General features: G+C 71.8%; 14 protein-coding genes and 1 pseudogene. 5 read left to right on the top strand and 10 right to left on the bottom strand.

Going from position 1 to position 16,470, the window contains the following annotated elements:
* Positions 1 to 51: 51 nt before the first annotated feature.
* Positions 52 to 1,476, top strand: coding sequence for a DUF1254 domain-containing protein (locus tag ABZ484_RS18925; RefSeq protein ID WP_358867025.1), 1,425 nt, complete (start codon positions 52 to 54; stop codon positions 1,474 to 1,476).
* Positions 1,477 to 1,520: 44 nt separating this feature from the next.
* Here ABZ484_RS18925 and ABZ484_RS18930 read toward each other — a convergent pair whose 3' ends face one another.
* The 4 genes from ABZ484_RS18930 to ilvA all read right to left on the bottom strand — a co-directional run bounded on the left by ABZ484_RS18930 (position 1,521) and on the right by ilvA (position 7,457).
* Positions 1,521 to 3,866, bottom strand: coding sequence for a SpoIIE family protein phosphatase (locus ABZ484_RS18930; protein ID WP_358867026.1), 2,346 nt, complete (start codon positions 3,864 to 3,866; stop codon positions 1,521 to 1,523).
* A 271-nt stretch (positions 3,867 to 4,137) separates the two neighbouring features.
* Entirely contained in the window at positions 4,138 to 4,995 is an 858-nt protein-coding gene (locus tag ABZ484_RS18935; RefSeq protein ID WP_358867027.1) for an ABC transporter permease, read from the bottom strand.
* A complete protein-coding gene (locus ABZ484_RS18940) occupies positions 4,992 to 5,957 on the bottom strand; it encodes an ATP-binding cassette domain-containing protein (RefSeq protein ID WP_358867028.1) in 966 nt (321 codons plus the stop codon). The genes ABZ484_RS18935 and ABZ484_RS18940 overlap by 4 nt, the downstream gene beginning before the upstream one ends.
* Before the next feature lie 270 nt (positions 5,958 to 6,227).
* Positions 6,228 to 7,457, bottom strand: coding sequence for a threonine ammonia-lyase (gene ilvA / locus ABZ484_RS18945; protein ID WP_358867029.1), 1,230 nt, complete (start codon positions 7,455 to 7,457; stop codon positions 6,228 to 6,230).
* A gap of 143 nt (positions 7,458 to 7,600) precedes the next feature.
* Between ilvA and ABZ484_RS18950 the strand changes: the two genes are divergently transcribed.
* From ABZ484_RS18950 to ABZ484_RS18960, 3 genes are all read left to right on the top strand, one after another.
* On the top strand, positions 7,601 to 8,170 hold the full coding sequence (locus ABZ484_RS18950) for a MarR family transcriptional regulator (protein WP_358867030.1): 570 nt from the start codon (positions 7,601 to 7,603) through the stop codon (positions 8,168 to 8,170).
* A 243-nt stretch (positions 8,171 to 8,413) separates the two neighbouring features.
* Positions 8,414 to 8,914 (top strand): sigma factor-like helix-turn-helix DNA-binding protein, encoded by a 501-nt coding sequence (locus tag ABZ484_RS18955; RefSeq protein WP_358867031.1) that lies wholly within the window; start codon positions 8,414 to 8,416, stop codon positions 8,912 to 8,914.
* A gap of 76 nt (positions 8,915 to 8,990) precedes the next feature.
* Positions 8,991 to 9,239 (top strand): hypothetical protein, encoded by a 249-nt coding sequence (locus tag ABZ484_RS18960; RefSeq protein ID WP_358867032.1) that lies wholly within the window; start codon positions 8,991 to 8,993, stop codon positions 9,237 to 9,239.
* Between the two features lie 64 nt (positions 9,240 to 9,303).
* Here the strand turns inward: ABZ484_RS18960 and ABZ484_RS18965 are convergent, their stop codons facing one another.
* The gene (locus ABZ484_RS18965; protein ID WP_358867033.1) at positions 9,304 to 10,461 is read right to left on the bottom strand and encodes a cystathionine gamma-synthase; all 1,158 of its coding nucleotides are present in this window, start codon (positions 10,459 to 10,461) and stop codon (positions 9,304 to 9,306) included.
* 186 nt (positions 10,462 to 10,647) lie between these two features.
* On the opposite strand from ABZ484_RS18965, the gene ABZ484_RS18970 reads away from it, so the two are divergent.
* Positions 10,648 to 11,766 carry a hypothetical protein gene (locus tag ABZ484_RS18970; protein WP_358867034.1) on the top strand — a complete coding sequence of 373 codons (1,119 nt, stop codon included), beginning with the start codon at positions 10,648 to 10,650 and terminating at the stop codon, positions 11,764 to 11,766.
* Between the two features lie 59 nt (positions 11,767 to 11,825).
* Here ABZ484_RS18970 and ABZ484_RS18975 read toward each other — a convergent pair.
* From ABZ484_RS18975 to ABZ484_RS18995, 5 genes and pseudogenes are all read right to left on the bottom strand, one after another.
* A pseudogene (locus ABZ484_RS18975) lies at positions 11,826 to 11,936 on the bottom strand (peptide-methionine (S)-S-oxide reductase); the annotation flags it as partial.
* A 224-nt stretch (positions 11,937 to 12,160) separates the two neighbouring features.
* Complete coding sequence (locus ABZ484_RS18980) at positions 12,161 to 12,631, bottom strand: hypothetical protein (RefSeq protein ID WP_358867035.1); 471 nt, start codon at positions 12,629 to 12,631, stop codon at positions 12,161 to 12,163.
* Positions 12,632 to 12,778: 147 nt separating this feature from the next.
* On the bottom strand, positions 12,779 to 14,986 hold the full coding sequence (locus ABZ484_RS18985) for a xanthine dehydrogenase family protein molybdopterin-binding subunit (RefSeq protein WP_358867036.1): 2,208 nt from the start codon (positions 14,984 to 14,986) through the stop codon (positions 12,779 to 12,781).
* On the bottom strand, positions 14,983 to 15,972 hold the full coding sequence (locus tag ABZ484_RS18990) for a xanthine dehydrogenase family protein subunit M (RefSeq protein ID WP_358867037.1): 990 nt from the start codon (positions 15,970 to 15,972) through the stop codon (positions 14,983 to 14,985). Before ABZ484_RS18990 ends, ABZ484_RS18985 begins: the two co-directional genes overlap by 4 nt.
* Positions 15,959 to 16,432 (bottom strand): (2Fe-2S)-binding protein, encoded by a 474-nt coding sequence (locus ABZ484_RS18995; protein WP_358867038.1) that lies wholly within the window; start codon positions 16,430 to 16,432, stop codon positions 15,959 to 15,961. The genes ABZ484_RS18990 and ABZ484_RS18995 overlap by 14 nt, the downstream gene beginning before the upstream one ends.
* Positions 16,433 to 16,470: the final 38 nt, after the last annotated feature.

Below are 16,470 nucleotides of genomic sequence, written 5' to 3' on the forward strand. Positions count from 1 at the left end.
GCGCACGGCGTCATCGTTCGCGTGAGCCGGACGGACATCAGGAGGTACAGGATGTCTTTCGCAGTCGAGCGTCGTCCATTCACCCGTGCGGCGGTCGCATCCGCGGTCACCACGGTCCTGGCCCTGTTCACGGCCGCGCCCGCGAACACCGCACCCACCCGGGACGACCTCACCGAGGACGCCGTCCAGGCGTACGTCTACGGCTACCCGCTGGTACTGATGAAGGCCACGGAGCAGTCGTCGACCAACGTGACCGGCCCGGACCCCTCCACCATCAGGGCGCCGATCAACCAGTTCGCGAAGGCGGCCGGCGTCCCGGGCCCCGATCAGAAGTCCGTGGTCTCGCCCAACGTCGACACGCTGTACACGCAGGCCTGGCTGGATCTGTCCGCCGAACCCGTCGTGCTGCACGTACCCGACACCTCCGGCCGCTACTACCTCATGCCGATCCTCAGCGCCTGGACCGACGTGATCGCCTCGGTGGGCAAGCGCACCACCGGCACACAGGCGGGCGACTACGCCATCACCGGCCCTGACTGGCACGGCACACTGCCGGCCGGGGTGAAGCAGATCAAGTCCCCCACCGACACCGCGTGGATCCTCGGCCGCACCCAGCTCAACGGCCCCTCGGACCTGCCGGCGGTGCAGGCACTGGTGAGCAAGTACGACATCCGCCCGTTGAGCGCCTACGGTGACACGTCGTACAAGCCCCCGCAGGGGCGAGTCGACCCGAACGTCCCCGGCACGGCGCCCAAGCACCTGGTGCAGCGGATGGACGCCCAGGCCTTCTACTCACGCCTGGCCGCCGCGATGGCCGCCAACCCGCCGGCCCCGGCGGACGCCCCCGTGGTCGCCAAGCTCGCCCGGCTGGGCATCCACCCCGGCAAGGCGTTCGACCTCGACGCCCTGCCGCCCGACACCGCCAAGGCCCTGCAACGGTCCCTGTCCGAGGGCCAGAAGCGGATCCAGGCGGCCGTCACGGGGCTCGGCAAGAACGTCAACGGCTGGCGGGTCGCCACCGACCTGGGCACCTACGGCACGAACTACACCCTGCGCGCGGCCACCGGCTGGCAGGGCCTGGGCGCCAACCTCCCCCAGGACGCCGTCTACCCGATCAACTTCGTCGACAGCACGGGCCGGCAGCTCAGCGGCGCCGACCGGTACACGATTCACTTCCCCCCGGGCAGGACCCCTCCGGCGAACGCCTTCTGGTCGGTGACGATGTACACCCCGGACGGCTTCCTCGTCCCGAACCCGATCAACCGGTACGAGGTGGGACACACGGCCGAAGCGACCGCGAACCCCGACGGCTCGGTGGATCTGTACATCCAGCACGACGCCCCGGCCGCGGACAAGAAGGCCAACTGGCTCCCGGCCCCGTCCGGCCGGTTCAACGTGATGCTGCGCATGTACTGGCCGCGGCAGAGCGTGATCAACGGCACCTGGGCGCCACCCCCGATCGTCAGGACCCAGTAGGTCTCATCCAGACCCGGGGAGGTCTCACCCGGGCCCGCGAGGTCTCACCCGGACCCGGTAGGAATGGTCTGCTCGGCCCAGATGGTCTTTCCCCGGGCGGAGTAGCGCGTCCCCCAGCGGTGGGCGAGCTGGGCGATCAGGAAGAGACCCCGGCCGCCCTCGTCCGTCTCGTAGGCGTACCTGAGATGCGGGGCGGTGCTGCTGCCGTCGCTGACCTCGCAGATGAGCCCGCGGTCGCGGATGAGGCGCAGGCCGACAGGCCCGGTCCCGTAGCGGATGGCGTTGGTGACGAGCTCGCTGACGATCAGTTCGGTGGTGAAATCCAGTTCGTCCAGGCCCCAGTCGGCGAGTTGCCGAAGGCTCAGGGAACGGGCGGTGGTGACGACCTCCGGGTCAGGCGGGAGGGTCCAGGTCGCCACCCGGTCCTCGGGCAGCGCCCGGGTGCGGGCCAGCAGCAGAAGGAAACCCTCACCTGCGGTGGGTTCATAGGCGTGGAGGAACGCGTCGCAGCTGTCCTCCAGGGTGCGGGTCGGGTTGCTGCTGAGGATCTGGTCCAGAACGCGGGCCGCGGGCGACCGGTCGGGTTTCCCGGCGGGCGCCTCACTGCCGGTGAACAGCCCGAGCGTGGTCCCCTCCGGCAGTTCCAGGTCCGCGGTCCGGTACGGCGGATGCCCTGTGCCCAGCGGGGGGCCCGCCGGGATGTCGGGGATCTCGACCTCGCCCTGCGGGCTCACGACCACCGCCGCGGGATGTCCGGCCCGGGCGAGCGTGCAACGGCGCGAGACAGGGTCGTAGACCGCGTACAGACAGGTCGCTCCCTGCATATGGCTCCCGGCCGATGCCGCGCGTGGATCGTCGGCGGGCTCGTCGCGGCGTCCCGTCACCACATCGTGCAGCTGGCCGAGCAGTTCGTCGGGGGTGAGGTCCTGTGTGGCGAGCGTGTTGATGGCCACGCGCAGCTGCCCCATCGCGGCGGCGGCGTCGATGCCCTGGCCGGCCATACAGCCCACGACCAGTGCGACGCGCGCGCCGGAGAGGGGAATGACATCGAACCAGTCCCCCGGGCTGTACGCCGATTCATGCCGCCAGGCCACCTCCACGGCGCTCTGCGGCGGCGCGGACCGCGGCAGCAGGGCGCGCTGAAGGGACTGGGCGGCGTTGCGCTCCCGGGTGTACTGACGCGCGTTGTCGATGGACACGGCCGCCCGGGCGCAGAGTTCGGAGGTGAGGACAAGGTCCTCCTCGCCGTACGGATCCGGCTCTCGTGCCCGGTAGAAGCTGGCCAGGCCGAGGACCACACCACGGGCCGCGAGGGGTACGACGATCAGGGAGTGGGCCGCGTCGGCGATGATGCGCGGGGTGCGACGGTCGCCGACGGGCATCTCGCCCGCTTCGAGGCGCCGTACCAGGATGGGGCGCAGCTCGGTCAGGCCTGCGATGTGGGACGGGAGCAGGTACTCGACCAGCTCACCGGTGTCGTAGGCGGGCTGGGTGCCGGGCACCCGGGCGCTCAGGAAAGCCGCACGTCTCAGCCGGGTCTGCTCGTGGACCGGACCCGGAGGGGACGCCTCGCCGTGGAGCACGCCGTCCAGCACGTCGACCGTGGCGATGTCGGCGATGGCCGGAACCGCGGCGGCGACCAGCTCCTTCGCGGTGGTGAGGACGTCGAGCGTGGTCCCGATCCGGTTGCCCGCCTCCACCAGGAGGTCCAGGCGGGCCCGGGCGCTCTCCCGCTCGGTCACGTCCTGGGAGGCCACGAGGGCCCCTATGCCGCGCCCCGCCGAGTCCCTGAGGGGCAGCAGGGTCACCGAGTAGACATGATCGTGGTCGGAATCGGCGGGAGGCCGGCCGGTGTGCAGGAAACTCAGGGGCCGACCGCTCTCGACCACATGGCGGACCTTCTGCTCGACCCCCTCGTCGATCAGGCCTGGCGCGACGTCGCGGATGTGACGGCCGATGGCCTCTGCACCCACGACACCGCGGACTCCCGGACCGGAGAGGTTCAGACGCATGAGCCGGAGGTCGCCGTCGACGGCCTGCACACCGAGCGGAGAAGCGGTCAGCAAGGCCTGGAGCAGGGCGGCGTCGATCTCTTCCTGAGCAGTGTCCGACTCGGTGATCAACCGCACCGACCAGTGCCAGGCCCCGCCGGGTCGGGCCAGCGGGCTGACCGCCGCACGGACCGCCACCCGGCGGCCGTCCCGGTGCCGCGCTGCGATGTGCCCGGAAGTCGCCGTGTCGCCCGGCTGCCGGTCCAGGAACACGGTGGCATGGCGGCCCAGCGCCTCCTTCGCGGAGTAGCCGAGGAGCCGCTCCGCCTCCGGGCTCCATTGCGCGACGGTCCCTCGCTCGTCGAGGACGAGCCGGGCGTCGCGCGACGGTGCACTCATGGGGAAGGCGTCACCAGAGGCCGACCGTTGTCATGACCCGCACCTCCGAGAACAGAGCGGCAGATGTAGTCCCATTTGCCCACAGTGGCTGCCGCCTCGCAATCGGCGGTGTCCGAAGGCCATTCGGCCGGACGACCGAACGGCCTCGGGCGCCGCGGCCCGGCCGGGGGCACCTCCGGCCTCGGCGGACCGGCGGCTCGTCCGGGGTCCGCCGGTTGCCTCCCGGGGTGCCCCTGGCCGGGCTTTCACGCGTTCGGAACGCGCGGGACCGTCACCCGGCCGCCCGGCGGTACTTGCGGACCGCGAGCGTACGGAAGATCACGAGGATCAGGACCGACCAGATCAGTGAGGCCCACACCGGGTGCTGCATGGGCCAGGCGTCCGACTGGGACTGACCGGGGTTGGCGAAGAGCACCCGGCAGGCCTGGGCGGTGGCGCTGAACGGGTTCCACTCGGCGATGTGGCGCAGCCACGGGGTCATGTGGCTGGTGTCCACGAACGCGTTCGAGATGAACGTGACCGGGAACAGCCAGATCAGCCCGCTGGACGTGGCCGCCTCCGGGGTGCGCACGGACATGCCGATCAGGGCGCCGATCCAGGTGAAGGCGTAACCGAGCAGGAGCAGCAGTCCGAAGGCGCCGAGGACCTTGCCCACGTTGGTGTCGCCGTTCGACCCGACGCGCCAGCCGACCAGCAGGGCGACCACGGCGAGGACGACGAGGGTCAGCGCCGTCTGCACCAGGTCGGCGAGGGTCCGTCCGGTGAGCACCGCGCCGCGTGCCATGGGCAGGGAGCGGAAGCGGTCGATGAGGCCCTTGTGCATGTCGTCGGCGATGCCCGCGCCGGAGCTGGCGGTGGCGAAGGTGACGGTCTGCGCGAAGATGCCGGCCATCAGGAAGTTCTTGTAGTCGGTGGCGCTGGTGCTGCCGCCGATCTGCATGGAACCGCCGAACACGTAGGTGAAGAGCACCACGAACATGATGGGCTGGATCAGCCCATAGATGATCATTTCGGGAATCCGCGACATGCGGATCAGATTGCGTTTCGCGACCACCATCGAGTCCCGCAGGGACTGGCTGACGGGGTTGGCGGTCGGTGCGACCCGCAGGGCGTCGGTGACGGCACTCACTTGGCGGCCTCCTCGGGCTTCTCCTCGGCCACATGACCGGTCAGGGACAGGAACACGTCGTCGAGGGTGGGTCGGCGCAGTCCGATGTCGTCGATCTCGATGCCGCGGCCGTCCAGCTCGCGGATGACCTCAGCCAGCAGCTTCGCGCCGCCGGTGACGGGCACGGTGAGCTTGCGGGTGTGCTCCTCCACGGCGGTGTCGCCCTTGCCGAAGCCGCGCAGCACCTCGGAGGCGGTGGCGATGTCCTCCCGGTCGTGCACCACGACCTCGACGCGCTCGCCGCCGGTGCGGGCCTTGAGCTGGTCGGAGGTGCCGCGGGCGATGACCCGGCCGTGGTCGACCACCGCAATCTCGTGCGCCAGGTGGTCGGCCTCTTCCAGGTACTGGGTGGTCAGCAGCAGGGTCGTACCGCCGGAGACCAGTTGCTTGATGACCTCCCAGAGCTGCTGGCGGTTGCGTGGGTCGAGGCCGGTCGTCGGCTCGTCCATGAACATCACCGGCGGGGAGACGACGAGCGCAGCCGCCAGGTCGAGCCGGCGGCGCATGCCTCCGGAGTAGGTCTTCGCGGGCCGGTCGGCGGCGTCGGCGAGATTGAACTGCTCCAGCAGCTCCTGCGCCCGGTCCTTCGCCGCCCTGGCCCGCATCTGGTACAGCCGGCCGACCATCTGGAGGTTCTCGCGGCCGGTCAGGTACTCGTCGACCGCGGCGAACTGACCGGACAGGCCGATCGAGCGGCGCACCTCGTTGGGGTGCTTGAGCACGTCGATGCCCGCGACGACGGCCTTGCCGCTGTCGGGTCGGAGCAGTGTGGTCAGACAGCGGACGGTGGTGGTCTTGCCCGCGCCGTTCGGCCCGAGCAGTCCGAGCACCGTGCCCTCGGGGACATCGAGGTCGACGCCGTCCAGAGCCCTTACGTCGCCGAAGGTCTTCACCAGACCTTCGGCGTAGATGGCGCCTGGCATGTGAGTCTCCACGTCATCGGGGATGGGTCATGGGTCGAAAAGCCTAGGTTCGCAGGCCTTGACCTCGGTGCGCCTGGGAATTTCAGGCCTGCGGGGGTGCGTCACGGCGAACACGGATGCCGTCCATGCCGCTGGTGCGTGAAAGGCATGGGTGGCGTGGATGCCACGACGTGTGCGACACACCATAACGCGATGTATCGCGTCTCTCAACGGTTTTTCCCGAACGGGTGACGAAGAGGGTGCCGACCTCGGTGTTCCGCTGCCCGACGCTCAGTCGATGACCGTGTAACCCGCGTCCCGCAGGGCCTGACCGACCTCGGCGCAGTGCTCCGGGCCCTTCGTCTCCAGGTGCAGCTCCACCTCCGCCTCCGTGAGCCCGAGCCGTGGGTCGGTCCGTACGTGGCTCACATCGAGGACGTTAGCGTCGACCACTGACAACACCCCGAGCAGCGTGGCGAGCGCCCCCGGCCGGTCGGTCAGACGCAGGCGAACGGCCAGGTAGCGGCCCTGCGCGGCCATGCCGTGGCGCAGCACGCGTTGAAGCAGCACCGGATCCACGTTGCCGCCGGACAGCACCGCCACCACCGGGCCCGCGACGCCGCCGCCGTCGCCGAGGAGCGCGGCCACCGGGCTCGCCCCGGCCGGCTCGACGACCAGCTTGGCCCGCTCCAGGCACAGCAGCAGCGCCGCGGACAGCTCGTCCTCGCTGACCGTGCGCACCTCGTCGACCAGCTCGCCGATGATCCCGAACGGCACGTCGCCCGGCCGCCCCACCCTGATGCCGTCGGCCATCGTCGCCGGGTTCTGGATCGCCACCGGGCGCCCCGCCGCGAGCGACGGCGGATACGCCGCCGAGCCCGCCGCCTGCACCCCGACGATCCGCACGTCCGGGCGCAGCGACTTCACCGCGACCGCGATGCCCGCCGCGAGCCCGCCGCCGCCGATGCCGACGACGATCGTGCGTACCTCCGGGCACTGCTCCAGGATCTCCAGCCCCACCGTCCCCTGGCCCGCGATGACGTCCGGGTGGTCGAAGGGATGGATGAACACCGCGCCGGTCTCGGCCGCGTACTCCTGCGCGGCGGCCAGCGTCTCGTCGACCACCTGACCGTGCATGCGCACCTCGGCGCCGTAGTCCCGGGTCGCGCTGATCTTCGGCAGCGGGGCGCCCTTCGGCATGAACACCGTGGCGTGCACACCGAGCAGCGATGACGCCAGCGCGACACCCTGCGCGTGGTTGCCGGCGCTCGCCGCCACCACGCCGGCGGCGCGCTCCTCGGGCAGCAGTCCGGCGATCCGCACATAGGCGCCGCGCAGCTTGAACGAGCCCGTCCGCTGGAGGTTCTCGCACTTGAGGTGGACCGGCGCGCCCACCAGCTGGGACAGGTGCCTGCTGGTCTCCATCGCGGTCACCCGCGCCACCCCCGAGAGCATCTTCTGTGCACCCCGCACGTCGTCGAGGGTGACGGGAGGGAAGGAGACAGCCGTGCCGTAGCTCATGAGCCAAGTCTCGCAGTTCACGAGCTCGACGGGCCGGTGTGACCAACGTCTGGGACCGGTTTGCGCAGCGCCGGTACGACCTGCGGCCCGGCCGCGTACCCTGTCCCCCAACCCAGCAGCCCTTCAGAAGTGAGCCTCCGGCCATGCCCACAACACCTGAAATGTCGATGGACATGACGACCGTCGGTGACACCGGTCTTCTCGACACCCTCCAGCACGAGGTGGCCCTGTTCGCCCGCCGTGCGGAACAGACCCGGCTCGGCGGGGTCGGGCAGGTGCGCAACTCCATGGACCGCGCCGCGTATCTGCTGCTCAACCGGCTCGACCGGGAAGGCCCGATGGGCGTCAAGGCGCTCGCCGCGAGCATGGGCATCGACTCCTCGACCGTCACCCGGCAGGTGGCTCCGCTCGTCGACACCGGGCTGGTCAAGCGCACCTCGCACCCCGAGGACGGGCGGGCCGTGGTGTTGCAGCTGTCCCCGCGCGGAGTGTCGCGGCTGGAGGAGGTGCGCTCGTCCAGGCGCCGGCTGATGGCCGAGCTCACCCACGACTGGGCGCCGGAGGAGCGGGAGACCTTCTGTACGCTCCTGACCCGCTTCAACCACGCGCTCTCCGCCCGCCAGGCCACCCAGGGCGGCGGCACGGCGCCGGAGGCGGGGACAGGGGCGGCATCGGGTACGGGGACCGGGGCGGAGCCGGCGCCGGCGTCCTGAGCTCCCGGACGTCCCGCGCCGTGACGGCGTCCTGAACTCCCGGACGTCCCGCGCCGTGACGGCGTCCTGAGCTCCGCCGGCGGACCACGTTCCACCGATCATCCCGTCCGCGTGCGCGCGCGGCTCTTGACTCACGGGCCGCCGCTGGCCTGGTATGAGACCGGGTCCTTGTCGCACACGGTTCCGTATCCCGTACGGCGGACGGGTCCCGCTTCTTCAGGATCGCCCCTGGCGGGAGGCGCGGTGCGAGAACGGCAGGCGTCCCAAGGCGTGCGCCGGGCCCGGGAGTTCGAGGCGTTCGTCGCGGGCTCCGCCGGGCGGCTGCTGCATGCGGCGACACTGCTCACCGCGGAGGCCCCGGACGACAACCCGCGCGCGTGCCGCCTGCTGACCCTGTCCCTCGCGCACACGTACGCGTGCTGGGACCGGCTGGGCGGAGAGGACCCCTACGCGTGCGCCCGCCAGCACATGGCCGCCCGCTTCGCCCGTGAGGCGTGGCACCAGCACGGCTTGGGCCGCGGCCGGTCCAGGCCCCCCGGCACACTGGCCGCCCTCGCCCCTCAGGAACGTCTCATCCTCGTCCTCAGGTTGTACGAGGGGGTCGCCGAGGAACAGACGGCGGCGATGCTCGGCCTGCCCCCGGAACGCGTCCGCGTCATCTGCGACCGCACGATCGCCGCGCTCACCCGCCTGCCCGCGCGGCCCGCCCCGGCGGTGCGCGACCCGGAGGTGGCACCGTCGTAGCGGCACACCGGGGGCCGGGGCGGCGCACGAGCACACAGGAAACGGACGGGCGGCGGCGAGCGAGGGGGAGGCGGACGTGAACCGGATGGAGCGTGAGGCGGCCGTGCGGCGGCTCCTGGAGCAGACCCCGCCGCAGGTTCCGGCGGAGCTGTACGCCGACGTGGTGCGCCGCGGCGGCCGCATGCTGCGGCGCCGGACGCTCGCCCGCCGCACGATGTGGCTGATGCTGTTCGTCGCGGTGGTCGCGTTCACCGTGTGGGCGCTGACGGTACGGCCCTGGGTGGAGCCGCCGTCACAGACGACTCCACCGGTGAGCGACTGGTGAGGCCCGCGGCGACCGCCCCCGCGGGAGCGGCCACCGGCCCGGCGGACCGCTGGGGAGACAGCCCCTAGCGGCCGAGGGCCTGCTGGAGGTCCTCCAGCAGGTCGTCGACGTTCTCGATGCCGACGGACAGGCGGACCAGGTCGGCGGGGACCTCCAGGGCGGAGCCCGCCGCGGAGGCGTGCGTCATGCGGCCGGGGTGCTCGATCAGGGATTCGACGCCGCCCAGGGACTCGCCGAGGGTGAACACCTTGGCACGGTTGCAGACCTCGACGGCGGCCTCCTCGCCGCCCTCGACCCGGAAGGAGACCATGCCGCCGAACGCCTTCATCTGCTTGGCGGCGACCTCGTGACCGGGGTGGTCGGGCAGACCCGGGTACAGCACGCGTGTCACGCGCGCGTGCCGGGACAGCATGTCGGCGACCTTCGCCGCGTTCTCGCTGTGCCGGTCCATGCGCACCGCGAGCGTCTTGGTGCCGCGCAGCACCAGCCAGGAGTCGAAGGGGCCGGCGACGCCGCCCATGGCGTTCTGGTGGTACGCCAGCTCGTCGCCGAGTCCGGCGTCGCTGACGATCAGCGCACCGCCGACGACGTCCGAGTGGCCGCCCATGTACTTGGTCAGCGAGTGCACGACGACGTCCGCGCCGAGCGCGAGCGGCTGCTGGAGGTACGGCGTGGCGAAGGTGTTGTCGACGACGAGCCTGGCGCCGGCGTCCCGGGCGACCTGAGCGACGGCGGCGATGTCCGTGATGCCGAGCAGCGGGTTGGAGGGGGTCTCCACCCACACCACCTTGGTCCTCGGGGTGATCGCGGCCCGTACGGCGGCCGGGTCGCTGGTGTCGGCCACCGACCACTCCACGCCCCAACGGGAGACGACCTTGGCGAACAGGCGGAACGTGCCGCCGTACGCGTCGTTCGGGATGACCACGTGATCACCCGGGCCGAGCAGCGTACGCAGCAGGCAGTCCTCGGCCGCCAGTCCGGACGCGAACGCGAGCCCACGACGACCGCCCTCCAGGGCGGCGAGGTTCTCTTCGAGGGCGGTCCTGGTCGGATTGGCGCTGCGGCTGTACTCGTAGCCGCCGCGCAGACCGCCGACGCCGTCCTGCTTGTAGGTCGAGACCTGGTAGATCGGCGGGACGACCGCGCCGGTGAGGGGATCGGCGGTGTTGCCCGCATGGATCGCGAGGGTCTCGAAGTGCTGACTGATGTGCCTGTCGCTCATGGGGCCGAGGGTAGTGCGCCCGGAGGGCTGGTGGCGGACCGCCGGGCGACGGAACGTGGCGGCACGCGGCGGCGGGGCCCGGGCGGTTGGCGGGGAGCGGGGATCGCGGAGGTTTTCCACAGGCCGTTTCCACAGGCCCGGGGCACGGGTTGGCCAATTGTCGGCGCGGTCTGGTTCGCTTGAGGCATGGAGATTCTCTGGGTCCTGGTGGCGCTGGTCATGCTGGGCTTCGTGCTGCTTCCGTTCCTCAGGCGCAGGCGTGGCGCCATCGAGCAGGTGCCGCCCGGGCATCCGGACGCCGCGGACCCGGCCGACTACGGGTTCCTGCCGCAGGAGGAGCTCGACGTGCGCATGCCGGGCCCCGACCAGGACCTGGTGGACGTGCTGGACCTGGTGCAGCGCACGCAGGACTATCACGCGGCCGCCCAACTCCTCGCGGGTACGGAGACGGAGGGCGAGCTGCGCTGGCAGCGGGTGCAGGCCTTCGCCGGCGCAGCGGCGCTGGAGCTGCGGCACCGGCCGGGCGGCGTCCACGAGGTGCCGGGCGGGCAGTGGCTGCGGGTGTGGCGGGCCGAGCAGCCCAAGGACCCCGGCGGTGCGGCGGTGCACGCCGAGTTCCTGGTGCAGCAGGCGTGGCGGACGGCGACGCCGGGGACGGACGAGTTCCGGATCATCATGGAGGAGGCCCGGGAGATGTGCGGGCAGGCCGCGCTGCTCGCGCCGGGCGACCCGGTCCCGTACATCGTCGAGCTGTCGGTGGCACGCGGACTGGCCTACTCCCAGCCGGAGTTCGAGAAGCTGTGGCTGAAGATCCTCGACCGCGCGCCGAACCACATGGGCGCGCACCTGGCGGCGCTGCACTACTGGTGCGAGAAGTGGCACGGCTCGCGGAAGCTGGCGATGGCGTTCGCCGAGGCCGCGGCGGCCCGCGCGCCGCAGGGCTCGCTGCTGGCGGCGCTGCCCCTGTTCGCCGTCTTCGAGCACCTGCCGGAGGTGAACCTGGTCAGCACCTTCTACCAGAGCGAGGTGGTGACCAAGGCCGTGCACGGCGCGCTGCACGCGGTCCACTCGGCGCCTTCCGGCGACCCGGTCGTGGCGCACGTACGCCATCTGCTGATCTTCTTCCTGGTGCGCTCCGAGCGCTGGGCGGAGGCCATGAACCAGCTCATAGGCGTCGACGGCCACGTGGGCGCCCTGCCCTGGACCCTGTCCGAGGACCCGGCGGCGGAGTTCGCGATCTACCGTGCCCTGGCCGTGGCGGGCTACGAGGCGAACGGCGGCAGCCCGGCGACGCTGCCGCACTGACGCGCCCACGCGGGGCGCGTGTGGCCTTCGGATTCTTGCTGTCCGATGCTGTCCGAAAGGCCCTGGTAGCCGACGAGGGTGGTCCAGACACCCGCCGGAAGCTGCCAGAATTGGCGCTCGGCGCTCCAGAAGCAGCCGAGGGCGAAGTCCGCGATCTCTAGACCCTCGGGGGCGCCGGAGCTGCCTGGCCCGAAGGCCTCGGCGGCACGGGCGTGTCCTGCCCGATCGGCGTGGCCAAGGCAGATGGCTGAGCCCGTCTCGGCTGAGTCGACGACGACGCTGCGGGCCCTGCACGCCCAGACCAGCGGATAAACGGGTGGTGGGCAGGTGCGGTTGCGGTTGCCCGACGCGCTACTGAGGGTTCGACGGCATCGGATCTTCGGATGCCGGAGCGTCAGAAGGCCTCGGTCATGCCGGCCACGCCACCGACGAGCGCGCTCAGCAGCATCGCGGCACCCAACGAGCCGAGCAGCACCCACAGCGCGCGAGGCACCCGGCGGGCACCGGTCCTGACACAGACGGCCAGGACCCCCAGCAGCAGCATCGACAGGCCCAGGAGGGAAACGGCCAGCCATCCGCACGAGGCCGCGAGCCCGATCCGCTCGTATCCGCCGGAAGCCGTCTGCCGGACGGCGATCGTGCTGCCGGAAGGCAGGTGTGCGCCGACCGAGGCGTCGGGGTCCACGACCGTCCCGTCGGAGGAGTGGAAGACCCCGCTGCAGTGCGGGTACCGATGGCCCCCCACGTGTTCCCAGACGCACTCTTCGACACGGAGATGACCTGAGGTTCCCGCAAGGCCCGTGGCGTACGCCAGATGCCCTCCCGCGAACCAGGTCAGCGTGGCACCTGCGGCGAGCAGGAGCACGACCAGGAGCACAGGGTGCCGTGCCCGGACTGCCTTGCGGTCCCGGTCCGGACCATTCATCCACGCCCCCAACGACTCGAACCGGGACTCTAACCCAGGCCGGCCGCATTCGAGCCGCTGTCGCCGTACGTCGCCCTCACGTCGGTGTCACAGCAGGGCGTCCAGCGTGATCGGCAGGTCGCGGAGGCGTTTTCCGGTGGCGTGGTGGACGGCGTTGGCGATGGCGGCGGCGATGCCGACCAGGCCGACCTCGCCGACGCCCTTGGTGCCGGTGGCCGTGGCGCGGTCGGGTTCGCCGACGAAGACCACGTCCAGGTCGGGGATGTCGGCGTTGACCGCGACCAGGTAGTCGGCGAACGTGCCGTTGGCGATGCGTCCGGTGCGCGGGTCGGTGGCCGTGTCCTCGAACAGGGCCATGCCGATGCCGCCGACCGTGCCGCCGATGATCTGGCTCCTGGCCGTCTTCTCGTTGAGGATGCGGCCGCCGTCGATGACCGAGACCACCCGTGCCACCCGGATGAGTCCGAGCTCGGCGTCGACCCGTACCTCGACGAACTTGGCGCCGTAGGCGCCGGCGAGGGACATGCCCAGCTCGGTGGGGACCGGCGGTGTGCTGTTGCCGTTCGCGGTGAGTTCGGTGAGCCCGTGGCGGGCGAGGATGTCGGCGTAGGTCTCGCCCAGGTCGGGGCGGCCCGTGGGGTGGATCCGCCCGTCGGTGCACTCCATGTCGTCCGGGGGGAAGCCCCGCAGGGGCGAGTCGGCGTCGTCGTGTGCGAGTTCCGCGAACTGGCGCAGCAGCCGTCGGCAGGCGTCGTGCACGGCGTTGCCCAGCGCGCCGGTGAGGCCGGAGCCGCCCGCCATCATCGAGTGGGGCATGTCGGAGTCGCCCAGGTCGAAGCGGACCTGGTCCAGGGGCAGGCCGAGTTCCTCGGCGGCCAGTTGGGCCATCACGGTGTAGGTGCCGGTGCCGATGTCGGCGGCGGCGCTGCGCACCAGCGCGCTGCCGTCCCGGCGGACGGTGGCCTGCGCGGCGCAGGGCTGCGCGAAGTAGGGGAAGAGCGCGCTCGCCATGCCGTAGCCGATGAGCCAGTTGCCGTCGCGCATGGAGCGCGGCTCGGGGTTGCGGTCGGACCAGCCGAAGCGGCGCGCGCCGACCTCGTAGCACTCCAGGAGTGCCTTGCCGGACCAGGGCAGCCCGTTGCGCGGGTCGACGTCGGTGTGGTTGCGCAGCCGTAGCTCCACCGGGTCGATGCGCAGCTGGTGGGCCAGTTCGTCGAGCGCCGACTCCAGCGCGAAGTTGCCCTGTGCCTCGGCGGGGGCGCGCATGGACGTCGGCACGGCGACGTTGAGCCGGGCCTGCCGGTCCTGGGTGATCACGTCGGGGCAGCGGTAGGCGAAGGAGGTCGCCGAGGTGAAGGGCTCGTAGTCGTTGTCCTCCATGCTCAGGGAGCTGAGGCTGCGGTGGTCCAGGGCGACCAGCTCGCCGTCACGGGTGGCGCCGACGCTCAGCCACTGCACCCCGCTGGGCCGGTGCCCGATGGAGGTGAACATCTGCGGCCGGGTCAGCACCAGCTTGACCGGCCGTTTGATCATCCGGGCGGCCATGGCGGTGAGGATCACATGCGGCCACACGCGCAGCCCGGCGCCGAAGCCGCCGCCGACGTAGGGCACCAGGACCCGTACCGAGCTCTCGGGGATGCCGAAGACCGTGGCGAGGGTGGTGCGCACCATCGACGGCCACTGGCTGGTGTCGTGGACGGTGAGAGTGTCGCCCTCCCAGGTGGCCAGGGTGGCGAACAGGCCGAGCGGGTTGTTGGTGTTGTCGGCGGTGGTGTAGGTGGCCTGAAGGGTCACCTCGGCGGACTTCAGGGCCGCGGTGGCGTCGCCGCGCGAGGTGTCCGTGCCCCACGGGTCGACGAGTTGTTCGGCGCGCGGGTCCTGGAGGTCCAGCAGCGGCTCCGTGGCCTCGTAGTCGGCGCGCACCAGGCGCGCCGCGGCGGTGGCCTGCTCGGGCGTGTCGGCCACCACGAAGGCGATGTGCTGCCCGTGGTGGAGGATCCGGTCGTTGCGCAGGGGCGGCGGCGGTGCCGCTCCGAGCACCGTGGTCGGCCCCGTGCCGACCTTCGGGGCGTTCTCGTGGGTGAGGACGCTGATCACGCCGGGGGCGGCCTCGGCGGCCTCGGTGTGCATGCGGACGATCCGGCCGGCGGCGACGGTGGACTGCACCAGGGCGCCGTAGGCCTGGCCGGGGACGCTGAAGTCCATCGGGTACGGGGCGGTGCCGGTGACCTTGCGCGGGCCGTCGACCCGGTTGACGCCCGCGCCGATCCGCGTCCTGCTCTCCACGGTGCTCATGCGGTCACTCCTGAGACGGTCTGCAGCTCGCGCACCAGGGTGCGCCGGGCGAGCGGCACCTTGAACGCCGTTCCGGGCACGGTCCAGGCGTCGCGCATGGTCGCCTCGGCCGCGTCCGTGAACGTCGCCGTCGTGGCGGGCGCGCCGGTCAGCAGGTGCTCGGCCGCGTGGGCCCGCCAGGGCTTCGTCCCTACGCCGCCCAGGGCGACCCGGGCCTCGAGGATCGTGCCGCCGTCCAGGACGAGCTGCACGGCGGCCGAGGCCAGGGCGAACTCGTACGACGTCCGGTCGCGGACCTTGAGGTAGCCCGAGCGGGCGGCCGGCGGCGGCAGCGGGATCTCGACGCCGGTGATCAGCTCGGCGTGCTCCAGGACGGTCTCGCGTTCGGGGCTGACGTCCGCCGTCAGGTAGAACTCCGTCAGCGGCACGGTGCGGGACCCGGTGGGCCCCTGGATGTGCACGATCGCGTCGAGCGCCACCAGGGCGACGGCGAGGTCGGAGGCGTGGAGCGCGATGCACCGCTCGCTCGCGCCGAGCACGGCGTGCATGCGGGCCGTGCCCCGGACCGCGGCGCAGCCGGAGCCCGGCGCGCGCTTGTTGCACTCGGGGACCGTGGGGTCGCGGAAGTAGCGGCATCGGGTGCGCTGGAGCAGGTTGCCGCCGATGGTGGCCATGTTCCGCAGCTGCACCGACGCGCCCAGCAGCAGGGACTCGCGCACCATGGGGAGGCGCTCGGCCACCGTGGCGTCGGCGGCCAGTTCCTCCATGGTGACCAGCGCGCCCACGTGCAGGGCATCGTCGCGGCGTTCGATGCCGCGCAGGGGGAGACGGGTGATGTCGATCAGCCGCGGTGGCTCCAGCACCCCGTCCTTCATCAGGTCGAGCTGTGTCGTGCCGCCCGCGAGGCAGGACGCCTGCGGATCGTCCGCGAGCAGGCGCACCGCCTCGCGGGTGTCGGTGGCCCGGACGTAGTCAAAGGCGCGCATCGTGACCTCCCCGGGCGGCCGCCTCGCGGATCGCCGCCACGATGTTGGGGTAGGCGCCGCACCGGCACAGGTTGCCGCTCATGAACTCCCGGATCTCCTCGTCCGAGCCGGTCCGTCCCTCGGCCATCAGTGCCATCGCGGACATGATCTGTCCGGGGGTGCAGAAGCCGCACTGGAAGCCGTCGTGCTCCATGAACGCCTGCTGCACCGGGTGGGGGCGGCCGTCGGGGCCCAGGACGCCCTCGATGGTGGTGACGTCCCGGCCCTCGGCCTGGGCCGCCAGGGTGAGGCAGGCCAGCACTCTGCGACCGTCCAGGTGGACCGTGCACGCGCCGCAGGCGCCCTGGTCGCAGCCCTTCTTCGTGCCCGTCAGACCGAGCCGGTCGCGCAGCGCGTCCAGCAGGGTGACCCGGGTGTCCAGGCGCAGGGTGTGCGGGCGGCCGTTCACCGTCAGTGTCACGACCCGTTCGATGACCGCGGGACGGGCGGGACGGTCAT

The organism is Streptomyces sp. NPDC006393 (genome assembly GCF_040628575.1).
Classification (GTDB): Bacteria; Actinomycetota; Actinomycetes; order Streptomycetales; family Streptomycetaceae; genus Streptomyces.